At 69.9% G+C, this 16,113-nt stretch carries 14 protein-coding genes; 2 read left to right on the top strand and 12 right to left on the bottom strand.

All coding sequences use genetic code 11. The features are described from left to right. Window positions 1–99: 99 nt before the first annotated feature. The 5 genes from HZS54_RS16855 to HZS54_RS16835 form a co-directional block, all read right to left on the bottom strand. The gene (locus HZS54_RS16855; RefSeq protein ID WP_179918245.1) at window positions 100–1,602 is read right to left on the bottom strand and encodes a TrkH family potassium uptake protein; all 1,503 of its coding nucleotides are present in this window, start codon (window positions 1,600–1,602) and stop codon (window positions 100–102) included. A 7-nt stretch (window positions 1,603–1,609) separates the two neighbouring features. After that, a complete protein-coding gene (trkA, locus tag HZS54_RS16850; RefSeq protein WP_179918244.1) occupies window positions 1,610–2,941 on the bottom strand; it encodes a Trk system potassium transporter TrkA in 1,332 nt (443 codons plus the stop codon). Between the two features lie 182 nt (window positions 2,942–3,123). Beyond that, entirely contained in the window at window positions 3,124–4,320 is a 1,197-nt protein-coding gene (locus tag HZS54_RS16845; protein ID WP_179918243.1) for a cation:proton antiporter, read from the bottom strand. Then, window positions 4,317–4,799: a cation:proton antiporter regulatory subunit gene (locus tag HZS54_RS16840; RefSeq protein ID WP_179918242.1), complete on the bottom strand. Its 483-nt coding sequence runs from the start codon at window positions 4,797–4,799 to the stop codon at window positions 4,317–4,319. Before HZS54_RS16840 ends, HZS54_RS16845 begins: the two co-directional genes overlap by 4 nt. Window positions 4,800–4,844: 45 nt before the next feature. After that, window positions 4,845–6,407 carry a TrkH family potassium uptake protein gene (locus HZS54_RS16835; protein WP_179918241.1) on the bottom strand — a complete coding sequence of 521 codons (1,563 nt, stop codon included), beginning with the start codon at window positions 6,405–6,407 and terminating at the stop codon, window positions 4,845–4,847. 310 nt (window positions 6,408–6,717) lie between these two features. On the opposite strand from HZS54_RS16835, the gene HZS54_RS16830 reads away from it, so the two are divergent. Both HZS54_RS16830 and HZS54_RS16825 read left to right on the top strand, forming a co-directional pair. After that, window positions 6,718–7,170, top strand: coding sequence for a universal stress protein (locus HZS54_RS16830; protein WP_179918240.1), 453 nt, complete (start codon window positions 6,718–6,720; stop codon window positions 7,168–7,170). Beyond that, window positions 7,163–9,406, top strand: coding sequence for an amino acid permease (locus HZS54_RS16825; RefSeq protein WP_179918239.1), 2,244 nt, complete (start codon window positions 7,163–7,165; stop codon window positions 9,404–9,406). The genes HZS54_RS16830 and HZS54_RS16825 overlap by 8 nt, the downstream gene beginning before the upstream one ends. Here the strand turns inward: HZS54_RS16825 and HZS54_RS16820 are convergent. The 7 genes from HZS54_RS16820 to HZS54_RS16790 form a co-directional block, all read right to left on the bottom strand. Next, window positions 9,400–10,335, bottom strand: coding sequence for a DNA adenine methylase (locus HZS54_RS16820; protein WP_179918238.1), 936 nt, complete (start codon window positions 10,333–10,335; stop codon window positions 9,400–9,402). The genes HZS54_RS16825 and HZS54_RS16820 overlap by 7 nt on opposite strands. 72 nt (window positions 10,336–10,407) lie before the next feature. Next, entirely contained in the window at window positions 10,408–10,905 is a 498-nt protein-coding gene (locus HZS54_RS16815) for a DUF7529 family protein (RefSeq protein WP_179918237.1), read from the bottom strand. A gap of 117 nt (window positions 10,906–11,022) precedes the next feature. Continuing rightward, the gene (locus tag HZS54_RS16810) at window positions 11,023–11,295 is read right to left on the bottom strand and encodes a DUF433 domain-containing protein (protein WP_179918236.1); all 273 of its coding nucleotides are present in this window, start codon (window positions 11,293–11,295) and stop codon (window positions 11,023–11,025) included. A 75-nt stretch (window positions 11,296–11,370) separates the two neighbouring features. After that, window positions 11,371–12,729: an ABC transporter ATP-binding protein gene (locus HZS54_RS16805; RefSeq protein WP_179918235.1), complete on the bottom strand. Its 1,359-nt coding sequence runs from the start codon at window positions 12,727–12,729 to the stop codon at window positions 11,371–11,373. Next, window positions 12,722–13,960 (bottom strand): ABC transporter ATP-binding protein, encoded by a 1,239-nt coding sequence (locus HZS54_RS16800; protein ID WP_179918234.1) that lies wholly within the window; start codon window positions 13,958–13,960, stop codon window positions 12,722–12,724. The genes HZS54_RS16805 and HZS54_RS16800 overlap by 8 nt, the downstream gene beginning before the upstream one ends. Further along, on the bottom strand, window positions 13,960–15,090 hold the full coding sequence (locus tag HZS54_RS16795; RefSeq protein ID WP_179918233.1) for an ABC transporter permease: 1,131 nt from the start codon (window positions 15,088–15,090) through the stop codon (window positions 13,960–13,962). The genes HZS54_RS16800 and HZS54_RS16795 overlap by 1 nt, the downstream gene beginning before the upstream one ends. Then, entirely contained in the window at window positions 15,090–16,112 is a 1,023-nt protein-coding gene (locus HZS54_RS16790; RefSeq protein ID WP_179923048.1) for an ABC transporter permease, read from the bottom strand. Before HZS54_RS16790 ends, HZS54_RS16795 begins: the two co-directional genes overlap by 1 nt. Between the last annotated feature and the right edge of the window lies 1 nt (window position 16,113).

Here is a 16,113-nt window from a genome sequence, read left to right as displayed (position 1 = left end):
CGGCCGGGCGCTGGGACGGAGGACCGGGGTCGGGCAACGACCGAACGAGCGACCCGTGGCGATCCCGGTTCGACGCTCGCGACCGCCGGACCGTCGCGGTCACGACCGCCAGAACGCCGGCGTCAGCAGGACCAGCACTGGGATTATCTCGATGCGACCGACCCACATCAGGACGATGAAGGCGACCTTCGTCGTCGCGGGGAACCAGGCGTAGTCCCCGTAGGGCCCGGCGTCGCCGAAGGCCGGACCGATGTTGAGGAACGTCGCCGCCGACGCGCCCATCGCCTCGAACTCGCCGATCCCTGGTCCGGCCCTCGCGGCGTCGGTGACGACGAACACCGTCAGGAGCACGAAGATGATACCGCTCAGGAGGACGTAGGCGTACACGTCGCGGACGACCGCTTCGTCGATGACCTGCCCGGACAGCCGCACCGGCCGGATCGCGTCGGGGTGGATCTCCCGGAACAGGTCCCGGCGGAACGACTTGACGACGACCAGCCAGCGCAGCGTCTTGATCGAACACGTCGTGCTCCCGGCCATCCCGCCGGAGAACATCGCGAGGAACAGCATGTGCTTGGCCGCCGGCGACCAGTCGACGAAGTCGACCGTCGCGTACCCCGTCGTCGTCAGGATCGACACGACCTGGAACAGGGAGTGGCGGGCCACCTGCTCGATCCGGGTGAACTGGTCGGAAGCGACCAGGAAGGCCGCGGTCAACCCCGTCAGCCCGAGCACCACCGCGAGGTAGAAGCGGAACTCGTCGCTGTCGGCCAGCCGCGAGGGGTTCCCCTGCGTCAGGTGATACAGCAACACGAAGTTCGTCGCGCCGAGGAACATGAAGGGGATCGTCGCCCACTGGACCGCCGGCGAGAACGCCCCCAGGCTCTCGGCCCGAGGCGAGAACCCGGCCGTCGAGACGGCGGTGAAGGCGTGGGCCACCGCGTCGTAGAGCGTGACCTCGGGTCCCAGCCCGACCGCGCCGAGGGTCAGCCACGTCGCGACCATCAGCCCCGTCAGTCCCGCGTAGAGCCACCCGAGCAGGCGAGCGGTCTCCTCGATCGACGGCGTGAGCTTGTTCACGTCCTGGGTCTGCGATTCGGTCTCCATGAGCTGGGCGCCACCGATGGACAGCTGCGAGAGGACCGCGACGGCGATCACGAGGATGCCGAGCCCGCCCATCCACTGCAGCAGCGACCGCCAGAGGTGGACCGACCGGCCGTGGGCGTCGAAGTTCTCGACGACGGTCGCGCCCGTCGTCGTGACGCCGCTGGTCGACTCGAACAGCGCGTTGACGGGGGTCGCGAGGTTCCCATCGCCCGCGATCAGGAACGGGACGGCGCCGACGACGGCGATCGCCAGCCACGTCAGCGCGACCATCAGGAACCCCTCGCGGAGGCCCAGATCGTCCCTGTCGAGCCGTTCGAGCGCGAGCCCGGCCGCCAGCGTCAGGACCGCGGTGGCCAGGAAGGGGACGAGCGGCTCGCGGTACCACAGCGCGACCAGCGCCGTCCCGACCAGCGGCGCCGTCAGCGCCTTCAGGACGGTCCCGACGAGGCTCAGACTGGTGGCCCAGTCGACTCTGAGTTCCCCGACGAAGCTCATCGCGCGGTCACAGTTTCTCGGTCACTTCGTCCAGTACCTCGGTGTCGACGAAGACGACCACGTGGTCGCCCTCCCGGACGATCGTGTCACCGCGGGGCGTGATGTGCTCGTCGCCGCGCGTGATCGCGCCGATGACGACCCCTTCCGGGATGTCCGCCGCCACGTCGCGGATCGAGCGGTCGACGAGGACGCTCTCGGCGTCGACCTCCAGTTCGAGCACTTCCGCCCTGTCGCCCTCGATGATCGCGACGTTCTCCGCGCGGCGCGCACGGGTGAACCGGGTGATCTCCTCGGCGGTCGCCTTCCGCGGGCTGACGGCCACGTCGACGCCGACCGCCTCGAACAGCTCCGTGAAATCGCCCGTGTTCACCACGGTGATCGCCCGGTCGGTCCCCTTCCGCTTGGCGAGCAGCGTCGCGAGCAGGTTCTGCTGGTCGTTCGTCAGCGCGGCGACGATCACGTCGGCTTTCCCCACGTTCTCCCGATCCAGCAGCTCCTGGTCGGTCGCGTCGCTGTTCAGCACGGTGGTGTTCGGGAGCTTCTCGGCCAGCCAGCGGGCGCGGTCCTCGTCCTGCTCGATCAGCCGCGGCGAGAACCCGCGCTCTTCGAGCAGCCGGGCGGTCTGGTAGCCGATCTCGCCGCCGCCGACGATGACCACGTCTTCGGGCCCCTGCTCCTCGGGGGCGATCTCGGAGCTGAACGCGCGGATGCTCTCGGGGCTGCCGATGGCGACGACCTCGTCGCCCGCCTCGATCTTCGTGCTCCCGCGGGGGATCACCACCTCGTCGTCGCGGATGATGGCGGCGAACGTCAGCGAATTGAATCGGTCGGCTTCGGCGACTGTCTGCCCGGCGACGGGGCTCTCGACGGGGATCTCGAACTCCGTCATCTGGACGAGCCCGTCGGCGAACGTGTCCACGTCCTGTGCGGTCGGCAGCCCGGCGAGGCCGACGATGGCCTCCGCCGTGAGCAGGTCCGAACAGACCATGAAGTCGACGCCGAAGGCGCCGCGAGCGCGCTGCCAGGCGTAGAGGTACTTGGGGCTCTTGACGCGGGCGATGGTGAACGCGTCGCTGACGACGTTGGCCGCGCCGCAGGTGACGATGTTCGTCTCGTCGTCGTCGGTGCTGGCGATCACCATGTCCGCGTCGGCGACGCCCGCCTCTTCGAGCGTCTCGATGTCGCTCCCGTCGCCCTCGATCGGGAGCACGTCCAGCGAGTAGGTGAGCGACTCGACGCGGTCGGTGTCGATGTCGATCACGACCACGTCGTGGGACTGGGCGAGGCTCTCGGCGATCGTCGAGCCGACCTCGCCCGCGCCGACGATGACTACGCGCATCCGCTACCCTCCGCGTGCATGCTCCGGGCTTTTCGCGGCGCGCGTAAGTGGATTTCCCTCGGTCGCGAGGGTTTCCCTGGAGAGCGAGGGTCGCCCTCGGGTGCGAGGGTTTCCCCGGTCGTGAGGGACCCTCTCGGGCGCGACCGCCCGGAGACCGCGGGACCGCTCCGGAGCCGGGCCCCTCAACCGGATCCCGGGACGTACGGGACCAGCGCGTCGGTCACCCGGTCGGAGTGCTGGATGAGGACCGTCCCGACGACGCTCATCACGAGGACGTACCCGACGGCGAACGGCGGGATCACCGTCGACACCGGCTCGGGGGCGCTCACCGCGAGCGCCGCGATGACCAGCGAGAACTCCCCGCGGGGGACCAGCCCGATACCGGTCCGCAGCGACCGCAGCGGCGAGAGGTCGTAGAACCGCCCGGAGACGGTGCCGCTGACCACCTTCGTCACCGTCGAGCAGACGACCGCGGCGCCGAGCAGCCCCGCGACGGTGGTGACGACGGTCACGTCGATCGTCAGCCCGATCGAGAAGAAGAAAAACGCCGCGAACAGGTCTCTGACGGGGGCGATCAGGTGTTCGATCCGGTCGACGTGGTCGGTCTGACTGAACGCCGCGCCGACGAAGAAGGCCGCCACCGCCTCGCTCAGTCCCAGCGTCAGCGCCGCGCCGGCGACGAGCGTCGTCGTCGCGAGCACGCCCATGAGGAACAGCTCGTCCGAGTCGAGGTCGAACGCCCGGTCGAGGACGGCGGTCCCGCCCCAGGCGCCGACCGCGAGGACCGCGAGGAAGGCGAAAGCCACGCCAACGTCGCGCGCGACGGCCGCCACGTCACCGCTGCCCGCGACGAGCGCGGCCAGGACGGCTAGGTAGACGGCGATGAACAGGTCCTCGTAGACGAGCGTCCCGAGTATCGGCCCGCTCTCGGCGTTGGCGATCCACCCCTCCTCGATCAGCGACTTCGTCACGATGGCCGACGAGGAGATGTAGACGACGCCCGCGACGAACAGCGTCGGGACTGCCCCCAGCCCGAACGCCAGCCCGATCGCGATCCCGACGCCGAAGTTGAGCGCGAGGTCGACCGTCCCCGCGGCCAGTATTCGCCGGCGGTCGGCGAGGAGCTTGTCGACGCTGAACTCCAGCCCGAGGAAGAAGAGCAGGAGGACGACGCCCAGTTCCGCGAGTACGTCGATGAACTCCGTCTCGGGGACCAGCGTGAGCGAGACGCCCAGGACGGACGTGGGCTCGTGCGGGCCGACGACGATGGCGGCGACGATGTACGCGGGGATGACCGACAGCGAAACTCGGTGGGCGACGTAGCCGACCGCCGCGAGCGCGGCCAGCGCGATCCCGACCTCGACCAGCGCCTCGCTCATTCGTCCCCGATCAGGGTTTCGAACTCCGACTGCTCCTCGCGAGTCCCGAGCGTGACGAGCGTGTCGCCCGGCTGTATCTCGGTGTCGGGCGTCGGGTTCGGGATCGTCTCCTCGCCGCGCTGGATGGCGATGATCGACGCGCCGGTCCGCTGTCTGACCGACGCCGTTTCGAGGGAGACGCCCGCCAATTCCGCCTCGTCGTCGACCTCGTGCCACTCGATGATCGCCTCGCCGAGCGGCACCGCCACCTCGTCGAGTTCGACCGGCTGGAAGTACGCCCCCTCCAGGATCGACCCGAACTTGCGGGACTGGTCGCCCGACAGCGTGAACAGCTGCTCGCTGTCGGCGTCCTCGTCGGGCCGCAGGTACACGTCGCGCTTGCCGTCGTGGTGGAGCACGACCACCAGCCGCTTCCCGCCGTTTATCTCCATCTCGAACTTCCGCCCGACACCGGGAACCTCCGTCTCGTAGATCGTCATGCCCCGAGGTTGACCCGGGAGGCCATTAAGTGGTGACGCCGGTCGTCAGCTACGCCAGTACGCCGGCGTCAGGATGACGAGCACCGAGAGGATCTCCAGCCGACCGATCCACATCAGGAAGACCATGTACAACTTCGCCGGGGCGGAGAACAGTTCGAAGCTATTCATCGGACCCACCTCGCCGAAGCCCGGGCCGATGTTGCCCAGCGTCGCCATGGCGACGCTCATCGCCTCCAGCCCGGTCAGGTCCATCCGTTCGATGAACAGGCTGTCGACGTACAGCAGGACTGTCGAGACGACGAACAGCGAGAGGAAGATCATGATGAAGACGAACACGTCCCGGAGCGTCCCCTCGTCGACGGCCTCGTCGCCGACGCGGACCGGCTCGACCGCGTCCGGGTGGATCGAGGTGAACAGCGACCGCGCCATCGCCTTCCGGACGAGTACCCAGCGGACGATCTTGATCGACCCCGCGGCGGAGCCGGCCGACCCGCCGAGGAAGAAGGCAAAGAGGAGGACCGTCTGGGCGACCGGGTGCCAGTGGTTGAAGTCCATGCTCGCGTACCCCGTCGTCGTCACGATGGCGGCGACCTGGAAGGCCGCCTGCCGGAGCGAGTTCTCCAGGTTGCCCGGGATGGGGGCGATGTTCGGCGCGGCCGAGGCGACCCCCAGACCGGTGAACAGGAGCGCCGCGATGACGGCGGTGACGCCGGCCATCAGCCCGAGGTACGACCGGAACTCGGCGTTCTCGGTCAGCCGGTCGATCCGACCGTCGAGCGCGTACCAGAACAGCGCGAAGTTGGTCCCCGCGACGACCATGAACGGGATTATCGCCCACTGGACGGCCGGCGAGAACGCCTCGACGCTGCGCCCCTCCGGCGAGAACCCGCCGGTCGGCATCGTCGTCAGCGCGTGGGCGACGGCGTTGTAGACGCCCATGTTGTCGGCCAGGCCGACGACGTCGAGGCCGAAGTACACCAGCGCCGCCAGGACGGTGAACCCGACGTAGATCTTCCACAGCGCGCGGGCGGTCTCCTGGATGCGCGGCGTGAGCTTCTCGATGGAGATGCCCGGCGCCTCCTCGTTCATGATCTGGGCGCCACCGACCGACAGCTCCGGCAGGATCGCGACCATCAGGACGAGGATGCCCATCCCGCCGAGCCACTGGGAGAGCTGGCGCCACATCAGCAGCGCGTGGGAGTGGGTCTCGAAGGAGATGCTCTGCATGACCGTCGATCCGGTTGTGGTGAACCCGCTCATCGACTCGAAGAGGGCGTTGACGACCCCGTCGATGGTGTGCGCCCCGACGCTGCCGTTGCCGGCGACGAGATACGGGATGGTCCCGAGGATCGGGATCACGAGCCACGAGAGGCTCACGAGCAGGAACGCCTCCCGGTGGCCCAGGTCGCTCTCCTCGGAGAGCTGTTCGAGTCCGACCCCGACCGCGACCATGACCGCGCTGGTCGCGACGAACGGGAGCACGCTCTCGCCGTAGTAGATGGCGACGAGCACGGGGAACAGCGGCGCGGCCGCCAGGTACTTGACGACCGTCCCGACCAGCGAGAGGCTGAGACGATAGTCGACGTACCGATCGGTGACGACCGCCATGAGACAACTGTCACGGTCCGGGCGGTGGAAGATGTACGTTTCGGAACGATGACGAACGGGGCGGCGACGGCCGCGACGACTTCGACCGCCGATCTCCGGGACAGCCGCCCCGCTCCGGCGCCGTTCGGAACGGCCACCTCGATCCGGCACCGCTCGGAACGGCCGCCCCGCTCCGGCGCCGCTCGGACAAAGTGGTTAAGTTGGGTCGCTCGTAGAGAACGAGCATGCAACGGTTCGTCTCCCGCGGTAGCGCCGTCGCTTCGACCGCCGGAGCGGAATCGAACTGCCAGCGACCGCCGGAGCGGCGCCGATGAGCGACCTGTTCGACCGCGTCGTCCTCCCGGTCGCCAGCGACGACGACGCCGCGGCGACCGCCCGCGCGCTCGACGGCCACGAGTTCGGCTCGGTGCTGGCCCTCCACGTCGTCGAGAAGGCCGGCGGCGCCCCCGACAAGGCCGGCGTCGAACAGCGCGAGGAGGCCGCCGAAGAGGCGTTCGCGGTCCTCGAAGCCCACTTCGGCGACGATATCGACATCGAGACGGAGATCCGCTACGACACCGACGTGGCCGACGCCGTCTTCGCGGCCGCCGCCGACTTCGACGCGTCGGCCATCGTCATCACTCCCCGCGGCGGGAGCCGGTGGGTCCAGCTGCTGACCGGCGACGTGGCGCTGTCGCTGGTGACCGAGGCCGACCGACCGGTCGTCGTGCTGCCCGACACCGAGCGGGCGGACGGGGACGAGGGAGGGTCCGAGAGTGAGTGACGAGGAGCTGGCCAAGGACCTGGGGCCGCTGGCGGCGCTGACGATCGGCGTCGGGACGATGATCGGCGCCGGGATCTTCGTCCTTCCGGGGATCGCCATCGAGGAGGCCGGCAGCCTCGCCGTGGCCGCGTTCGTCCTCGGCGGGGTCATTGCGCTGTTCACCGCGATGTCGGCGAGCGAACTCGGGACGGCGATGCCCAAGTCCGGCGGCGCGTACTTCTACGTCAACCACGCGCTCGGCCCCCTGTTCGGCTCGATCGCCGGCTGGGCCAACTGGCTCGGCCTCGCCTTCGCCTCGGCGTTCTACATGTACGGGTTCGGCGACTACATGACCCAGATCATCGGGATCGAGGGGACCTACGGCGTCGGGCCGCTCCAGATCTCGGCGATCAAGCTCATCGCGCTCGCGGGCGCCGCGTTCTTCACGATGGTCAACTACGTCGGCGCCAAGGAGACCGGCAAACTCCAGAACGTCATCGTCGTCATCCTCGTCGCGATCCTCACCGTCTTCACCATCACGGGCTCGCTCCGGGCCGACCCGGCGAACCTGCCCGACCCCGCGGGCTACGGCCCGATGATGGCGACCACGGGACTGATCTTCGTCTCGTATCTCGGGTTCGTCCAGATCACCAGCGTCGCCGAGGAGATCAAGAACCCCGGCAAGAACCTCCCGCGGGCGGTCATCGGGAGCGTCCTCATCGTGACGACCATCTACGCGCTCGTCCTGCTGGTCATGAGCGCCGCGGTTCCGAAGGGGTTCGTCGCCCAGGTGTCCGCCCAGGGCGACACCGCCGTCGTCGAGGTCGGCCGCCAGATCCAGGGGACGGTCATGGCTGGCGCCCTGCTGTTCGGCGGCCTGCTCGCGACGGCCTCCTCGGCCAACGCGAGTATCCTCGCCTCCTCGCGGATCAACTTCGCGATGGGCCGGGACAACATCGTCACGCCGAAGCTCAACGAGATCCACGACCGCTTCGCGACGCCGTACCGCGCCATCGGGATCACGGGCCTGCTCATCCTCGTCTTCATCGTCTCGGCGGACCTGGAGCTGCTCTCCTCGATCGGCTCGGCGCTGCACCTGATCATCTACGGCCTGCTGAACATCGCGCTCATCGTCATGCGGACGGCCGACCCCGAGGAGTACCAGCCCGACTACACCGTCCCGCTGTACCCCGTCGTCCCGATCCTCGGGATGCTCTCGTCGTTCGCGCTCCTGTATTTCATCATCGGTCCCGCGAAGGTCGTCAGCGCCGTGCTCGTGGTCGGCGCGGCCCTCTGGTACGTCTTCTACGCCCGGACCCGGACCGAGAAACAGGGGATCCTCTCGCAGTACATCCTCGAACGCTCCGACGAGATGCCCGAACCCGCCGTCTCCGCGGCCGCCGGCGTCGCCCCCGACGGCGGCGACTACCGCGTGATGGTCCCGCTGGCCAACCCCGAACACGAGGAGGACCTCATCACGCTCGCCAGCGCGCTGGCCAAGGCCAAGGGCGGCACGGTCGTCGCCACGCACATCGTCACGGTCCCCGACCAGACCTCCCTGGCAAGCGCCCGCGAGCGCGCCGACGACATCGACGCCACCTCCGACGCGCTGCTCGACCGCGCCCGCGAGAACGCCGAGACGTTCGGCGTCCCCGTCGAGACCCACACCATCCTCTCCCACCGCGGGTTCGACCAGATCTTCGACGCCGCCCGCACCCACGACGCCGACCAGGTCGTCATGGGCTGGGGGCCGGACGCTCACGGCTCGCCCGGCCGCGCCGAGTCGGCCTTCGACGAGATGGCCGGAGACCTCCCCGCGGACTTCCTCGTCCTGCGGGACCGCGGGCTCGACACCCAGCGGGTGCTCGTCCCGACCGCCGGCGGCCCAGACTCCGACCTCTCCGCCGAGATCGCCACGGTCCTCCGCCGGGAGTTCGGCTCGGAGGTGACGCTGCTGTACGTCGCCGACGAGGGCGAGAGCGCCGCGGGCGCGGACTTCCTCGCCGACTGGGCCGGTGACCACGACCTCGGTGACGCGAACATGCGCGTCGAGACCGGCGACGTCGAGACCGCGATCGAGTCCGCCGCACGGGACGCGACGCTCGTGATACTCGGCGCCAGCGAACAAGGGCTACTCCAGCGCCTCGTCGGCGGATCGGTCGTCATGGACGTCGTCGACGACGTGGACTGTTCGGTCGTCCTCGCCGAGAAGCGCACCGAACGGTCGCTCCGCCAGCGACTGTTCGGCAGTCAGTAGTCGTCGAGCGCCCGCTGGTCCGGCCCGCGCCGCTCGCCCTCGGGGACGTTCGTCGCCACGATCTCGTCGACCTCGCCCCGCGAACTCGCGTCGCTGTTTATCGCCCGCGTGGCGCCCTCCCGCTCGACGAAGAAACCCGCCTCGTCGTAGCGGTCGTACGTGACGCCGCTGTTCGAGAGGACCACCCGGACGCCGCGCTCGTCCAACTCGACCGCGACCTCCAGCAGGCGCTCCTGGTCCGCCCGGTCGAAGCCCGCGGCGCTGTACTCGGCGAAGTCTGCCGTCGGACTCATCGGCTCGTACGGCGGGTCGAAGTAGACCAGGTCGCCCGGTTCCGCGGCGTCGAGGACGTACGAGAAGTCGCCGTTGCGGAGTTCGGTCCCGGCGAGCGCCGCCGCGGCCTCGCGGACCCGGTCGGCCTGTACCCAGTCGGGGTCGGCGTAGCGACCGATCGGGACGTTGAACCCCCCGTCGCCGTTCTCGCGATAGAGGCCGTTGTAGCACGTCCGGTTGAGATACAGCAGGAGCGCGGCCTCTTCCAAGCGGTCGTCGTCGTCCGCGGGCCACCCGTCGCCGTATGCGCGCTCGTTGAACCGCGCGCGCTGCTGGTAGTAGTACTGCTCGACCGCCTTGCCGCGTCGCGTCTCGGCGTCGAACGGCATCTCGGGGTCGGGCCCTGCCTCGGGGTCGCGAAACTCCCGCAGGCGGCCGATCAGCGCTTCGGGCCGGTCCCGGACCTGCTCGTAGAAGTTCACGAGTCTGGGATTGGTGTCGTTGACCGTCGATTCGGCCGGTTCGAGGTCGAAGAAGACCGCGCCGCCGCCGAAGAACGGCTCGTGGTAGCGGTCGAACGACGCCGGGAAGCGCGCGTACAGCTCGTCGAGCAACTGGCGCTTGCCCCCCGCCCACTTCAGTACCGGCTTCGCCATTCACCGGACGGTGGACGGACAGGCTCTTAAGCGCCCGGCATCCGGCGGCGGTCGAATCGCCGGCGGCCCCGCTCAGTCCCCGTCGTCCGGGAAGAACAGGTCCGGTTCATCGTGGGTGAACGTGACGTACTCCTCGGCGAGGTTGCGGACGTGCGTCTCGACGCGGCCCCGTCGCTCGGCCAGTTCGCCCAGCCCTTCGACCGCGGCGTCGTCGTAGTAGAGCGGACAGCAGACCGCCCGCTCGCCGTCGTCGTCCTTGAGCACGACCAGCGCGAACTGGATACCGCTCTCGACGCGGTACACGTCGTGTTCGTCGAACGCGCCGGCCTCGACCCACTCGCGCAGCCGCTCGAACTCGTCGTCGGGGACCAGCACGTCGAACCCCCAGCGGTCGCCGGTGACGGCGGTCACGTCGCCGGGGTGGAGTCGGAGCGTCTCCCAGCCGGCCTCCTCGAACTCCGCCGCCGTGGCGTCCATGTCGCCGATCAGGTCCTCCCAGTGCTCGCGGACCGCGCTCGCCGCGCCCGTCCCCGCGAACGCCGGCCCGCCCGCGGCGTCCTCGTCGGTCATGCACGGGATTCCGGGCGGCCCCGCGGAAAAGGTGTCGCCTCCCACCGGTCCCGTCCGGTGTCCCCCAGTTCGTCTCGCGACTGGCCCACTACGCCCAGCCGTCGGGGACGGTTTCGACTATTTCGCGCGGCTTTCGGCCCGGATCGACTGGCGACGAGCCCGCTTCTGTTTCCGCAGGGTGTCCATCAGCTCCGGATGCTCGTCGTAGTACTCGACGGCTGCCCGGACCTGAGCGACGTCCAGTCCGAACTGCTCGGCGGCGTCCCCTTCCGACCAGTCCTGCCGTCGAACGGCCTCACCGATCTGGAAAACGCCTACACGCGTCCCCTCGATGCGGGGTTTCCCGTGCAGTACGTCCGCCGTCTTCACGATCCGGACCGCGGTACTCATGGTAGCTACTACTACCGGCCAACACGGAATAAGGGTTCGGACGAGACGAATCGCGACTCACAGCCCCGCCGGATATCAGTCGTCACTGGCCGCTTCGTCACCGACGGTTTCGCCCCCGGACCGCTCCGCGGCGATATCGATCGGTTCGGAGTCCCAGTAGGGATGGTCGTCGACCAGCCGGAAACACGCCGCTCGCTGGCCCGGCGCGTCCCCGTCGTAGTCCTCGGGCGCCTCCGCGCGGCAAGCCTCCCGGGCGTGCGGGCAGCGGGTGTGGAACCGGCAGCCGGCCGGCGGGTCCCGCGGCGAGGGCACGTCACCCTTCAGGGGGTCGACGCGGCGGCCCTGTTCGCTGGTGTCGGCCCGGGGGACGCTCTCCAGCAGCGCCCGCGTGTAGGGGTGCTGTGGGTCCTCGAAGATGGCGTCGACCGGGCCGCGCTCGACGATCTCGCCGAGGTACATCACGGCGACGCGGTCGGAGATGTGGCGGACGACCGAGAGGTCGTGGGCGATGAACAGGTAGGTCAGCCCCAGCTCGTCCTGCAGGTCGTCGAGCAGGTTGAGGATCTGCGCCTGGACGCTCACGTCCAGCGCGCTCACCGGCTCGTCGAGGACGAGGAAGTCCGGCTCGAGCGCCAGCGCCCGCGCGATACCGATCCGCTGGCGCTGGCCGCCGGAGAACTCGTGGGGGTAGCGGTCGACCTGGTCGGCCGAGAGCCCGACCCGCTCCAGCAGCTCCTTCGCCCGGTCGCGGCGGATCTCGCCGAGCGACCGGTCGACGCGCACCTCGACGACGATCGACTCGCTGCCGGCCCCATCGCTCGCGTCGTCCGACGGCCCGCCCTCGACGACCGTCGCGGTCACGTCCTCGTCGGCGGACGCCGAGACGGTCCCACCGCGCCGCCGGACGGTCACGTGGACGGTCGCGACGCCGTCGACCGGATCGACGACGAGGTCGATATCGTCGGCCACGCGGACCTCGACTCGACCGTAGTCTACCCCCTCGACGGTCACGTCGGCCTCGGTGGCGACCTCGGGGTCCGTCTCGGGCAGCCCGTGGATCTCGAGCGGCTCGGTGACGATGGCACCGGCGGTCTGGCGCGGGTCGAGGCTGGAGAACGGGTCCTGGAACACCACGCCCGCGCGCCGTCGGAACTCCGTCGTGTCGTCGCGGTCGAACACCGACTCGCCGTCGAAGCGCACGTCGCCGGCGGTCGGTTCCTGCAGCGCGAGCAGCGTCTCGCCGGTCGTCGACTTGCCACAGCCCGACTCGCCGACCAGCCCCAGCGTCTCCCCCTCGGCGATGTCGAAGCTCACGCCGTCGACCGCCCTGACGCTCCGGCTCTCGGCGCCGAACAGCCGGTCCAGCAGCGAGTCGTCGTCGGCGTAGTGCTTCTTCAGCCCCTCGACCGCCAGCAGCGGGCCGTCCTCACTCACGGCGCTCACCCCCGTCGGCACCGGTCCGCTTCGCTTCGCCGCCCCCGTCGTCGAAGAACCCCTCTGGGAGCGCGACCGCTTCGCTGTACTCGCGCTCGGCGAGGACGCACTTGGCGCCGTGCTCGCCGCCGGCGTCGAACTCCGGCGGCTTCTCCAGGCAGTCCTCCATCGCCTTCGGACAGCGGTCGGCGAAGAAACAGCGGTCGTCCATCTCGGCGTCCCGGAGGCTCGGGACCGACCCCTCGATGGGCTGCAGCCGCCGGGCCGGCTCCGCCAGGTCCGGGATCGACCCGAGCAGTCCCCGCGTGTAGGGATGGACCGACTCCTCGAAGATGTCCGCGAGCGTGCCGCGCTCGACGACCTCGCCGGCGTACATCACGCAGACCCGGTCGCTCATCCGCGCGATGACGCCCAGGTCGTGGGTGATGAGCAGGACGCTCATGTCCCGCTCGGCCTGGATCTCCCGGAGGAGTTCGAGGATCTGCGCCTGGATGGTCACGTCCAGCGCCGTCGTCGGCTCGTCGGCGATCAGCAGGTCGGGCTCGCCGGCCAGCGCCTGGGCGATCATCGCCCGCTGGAGCATCCCGCCGGAGAACTCGTGGGGGTACTCCTCGGCCCGCTCGGCCGGGTCCGGGATCCCCACCTGGTCGAGCAGTTCGACCGCCCGGTCGCGGCTCTCCGGGTCCGTGTAGTCCCGTCCCGGGACGATCCCGTCCAGCAGGTACGACCCCAGCCCGTAGCCCTGCGTACGCGAGCGGGTCGAACGCGGTCGGGCGTTCGCGCGGCGCTGGACCTCGACGGCCTCGGCGATTTGCTCGCCGACCGTCAGCGACGGGTTGAAACTGCTCATGGGGTCCTGGAAGATCATGCTGAACGACGGACCGCGCAGCGCCCGCCGCACGCGCTCGGGCAGCTCCCGGAGGTCGACCATCTCGCCGTCGGCCGCGTCGGGGAACTCCTCGGCCAGCTCGGGGTCGCGATAGCGGATCTCCCCCTCGGTCACCCGGCCCGGCGACTCGACGAGGTCGACCAGCGAGAGCGCCGTCACCGACTTGCCCGACCCCGACTCGCCGACGATCCCCAGGATCTCCCCCTCGCGCACGTCGAAGTCGACCGATTCGACGGCGTTGACCTGCCCCCGCTCCGTGAAGAATCGGGTCGACAGGTCGCGGACCTGCAGGAGGTCACGGGCGTCGGCGCCGACATCGGCGTCAGTATCCGCGTCGACCATCAGACGCCACCCCCTTCGCCCTCGATGCCGGGGTCGAGGGCGTCGCGGAACCAGTCGCCGACGAGGTTGATGCCGATGACCGTCAGGACGATCGCCAGCCCCGGCATCGCGGCGATCCACCACGCGGTCGTCTGGTACTCCCGGCCCTGGGCGATGTCGAAGCCCCACGACAGCGTCGTCCCCGAGAAGCCCAGGAAGGAGAGGGCGCTCTCCAGCAGGATGATCGCCGCCACCTGGATCGTCGCCAGCACGAGGATCGGCGTGAGGCTGTTGGGCAGGACGTGCTTGCGGATGACGAACCGGTCGGAGGCGCCCAGCGACTCGGCGGCGGTGACGTACTCCTCCTCGCGGACGGCCAGGGCCTCGCCGCGGGCGACGCGGGCGAACCACACCCAGTTGACCAGCCCGACCACGACGATGACCGTCCCCGGGAGCGTGAACGTCTCGGGCATCCCCGCCGGGTAGGTGAGCCCGCCGGGCAGCGATATCGCCCCGCGTATCGCCGGTGCGATCCCGCTCACCACGAGCGGGTCCGGGACCGCGACGCTCGCCTCGCCCCACAGCCCCACCAGCGCGATCGCCAGCACGAGCGACGGGAACGCGAGACTCACGTCCGCGATCCGCATCAGCAGGTCGTCGACCCGACCGCTGTAGTACCCCGAGACCAGCCCGGTCGGCACGCCGAGCAGCATCGCCAGCGTCGTCCCGAGCAGCCCGACCAGCAGCGACGTGCGCGCCCCGTATATCACCCGCGAGAGCATGTCCCGACCGAGGCCGTCGGTCCCCAGCGGACGGGCGGTCGTCGCGTCGACGACGACCGTCTCGTTGGTGAGCTGCAGGGACCCGTTGACCATCTCCTGGCCGGTCTGGGTCTCGGCGCGGCTGAAGCCCAGCGGCGGCTGTTGCTCGTTGTCGAGGTTCTGGTTCGTCGGGTTCCAGGGCGCGACCAGCGGCGCGAACACCGCCGCCCCGACGACCACGACCAGCAGCACGACCCCGAGCTTCGCCAACAGGCTTCGGTCGAACTCCCGGCGGAGGTTGCGCTTCGTCCGCGGCGACACCGACGAGCGCAGCGCCCGCGCCAGCCGCCACGGGTTCAGATACCGGAGAAGCGTGTCGAGCCGTCCCATCAGTCCATCACCTGCGGGTCGAGCGTCGCGTACAGCGCGTCGACGACGATGTTCACGAATACGAAGCCGATACCGATGACGACCAGACACCCCTGGATGAGCGGCCAGTCACGGTTGCCGATGGCGTCGATGACGAGCGTCCCCAGCCCCGGCCAGTCGAAGACCGCCTCGGTGATCACCGCGCCGCCGACGAGCGTCCCGAGCTGAAGGCCCACGACCGTGATCACGGGGATGAGCGTGTTCCGCAGCGCGTGGCGATAGCGCACCAGCGTCTCGGGGAGTCCCTTCGCCCGCGCCGCGCGGACGTACCCCTGGCCCAGCTGGTCGAGCATCCCCGACCGCGTCAGCCGCGTGATCAGCGCCGTGAAGTACGTCCCCAGGGTGATCGCCGGCAGCGTGATGTACAGCAGCCACGACCGCAGGTCCGCCAGGAACCCCGAGACGTTCAGCGGCGCGGCGTACCCCTGTTGGGGCCCGGCGACCACGACGAGGTTCCCGAGCGCGTCGAGCAGTCCGACCGGACGCGTGCTCGTCGGGAACAGCTCGAACTGCACGGCGAGGACGATGACGAGCATCACGCCCAGCCAGAAGTTCGGCGTGGAGATGCCGAGCAGCGAGAACAGCGTCGCGCCGTAGTCGGCCGGGCTGTGCCGGTGGGTCGCACTGACCACGCCCAGCGGGATCGACAGCGCCACCGCCACGGCGGTCGCGGCCAGCGCCAGCTCCAGCGTCGCCGGGACCTTCGCGAGCACGCGCGGCCGGACGGGGGTCCGCGACCGGTAGGAGTAGCCCATGTCCCCGGTGAGGAGGTTCGCGACGTAGTCGAGATACTGGACGTACAGCGGCCGGTCCAGCCCCAGACTCGCCGCGATGCGCTGGCGGGTGGCCTGACTGGCGTCCAGCGGCGCGATGAAATCGACCGGGCTGCCCGGCGTCACGTACCGCAGCGCGAACACGACGGTCACGACGCCCCAGACGACGACGAGCCCCTGCAGCGCGCGCTTGCCCAGGAAGCGACCCATC

Origin of the sequence: Halosimplex pelagicum, from assembly GCF_013415905.1 — an archaeon.
GTDB classification, from domain to species: Archaea; Halobacteriota; Halobacteria; order Halobacteriales; family Haloarculaceae; genus Halosimplex; species Halosimplex pelagicum.
This window is presented reverse-complemented; position numbering and strand designations above follow the sequence as displayed.

What these genes read in the sequence shown, in the direction of transcription:
- HZS54_RS16855 (WP_179918245.1), bottom strand. Translation starts at nt 1,602, where the DNA reads ATGAGCTTCGTCGGGGAACTCAGAGTCGACTGGGCCACCAGTCTGAGC.
- trkA (WP_179918244.1), bottom strand. Translation starts at nt 2,941, where the DNA reads ATGCGCGTAGTCATCGTCGGCGCGGGCGAGGTCGGCTCGACGATCGCC.
- HZS54_RS16845 (WP_179918243.1), bottom strand. Translation starts at nt 4,320, where the DNA reads ATGAGCGAGGCGCTGGTCGAGGTCGGGATCGCGCTGGCCGCGCTCGCG.
- HZS54_RS16840 (WP_179918242.1), bottom strand. Translation starts at nt 4,799, where the DNA reads ATGACGATCTACGAGACGGAGGTTCCCGGTGTCGGGCGGAAGTTCGAG.
- HZS54_RS16835 (WP_179918241.1), bottom strand. Translation starts at nt 6,407, where the DNA reads ATGGCGGTCGTCACCGATCGGTACGTCGACTATCGTCTCAGCCTCTCG.
- HZS54_RS16830 (WP_179918240.1), top strand. Translation starts at nt 6,718, where the DNA reads ATGAGCGACCTGTTCGACCGCGTCGTCCTCCCGGTCGCCAGCGACGAC.
- HZS54_RS16820 (WP_179918238.1), bottom strand. Translation starts at nt 10,335, where the DNA reads ATGGCGAAGCCGGTACTGAAGTGGGCGGGGGGCAAGCGCCAGTTGCTC.
- HZS54_RS16815 (WP_179918237.1), bottom strand. Translation starts at nt 10,905, where the DNA reads ATGACCGACGAGGACGCCGCGGGCGGGCCGGCGTTCGCGGGGACGGGC.
- HZS54_RS16810 (WP_179918236.1), bottom strand. Translation starts at nt 11,295, where the DNA reads ATGAGTACCGCGGTCCGGATCGTGAAGACGGCGGACGTACTGCACGGG.
- HZS54_RS16800 (WP_179918234.1), bottom strand. Translation starts at nt 13,960, where the DNA reads ATGGTCGACGCGGATACTGACGCCGATGTCGGCGCCGACGCCCGTGAC.
- HZS54_RS16795 (WP_179918233.1), bottom strand. Translation starts at nt 15,090, where the DNA reads ATGGGACGGCTCGACACGCTTCTCCGGTATCTGAACCCGTGGCGGCTG.
- HZS54_RS16790 (WP_179923048.1), bottom strand. Translation starts at nt 16,112, where the DNA reads ATGGGTCGCTTCCTGGGCAAGCGCGCGCTGCAGGGGCTCGTCGTCGTC.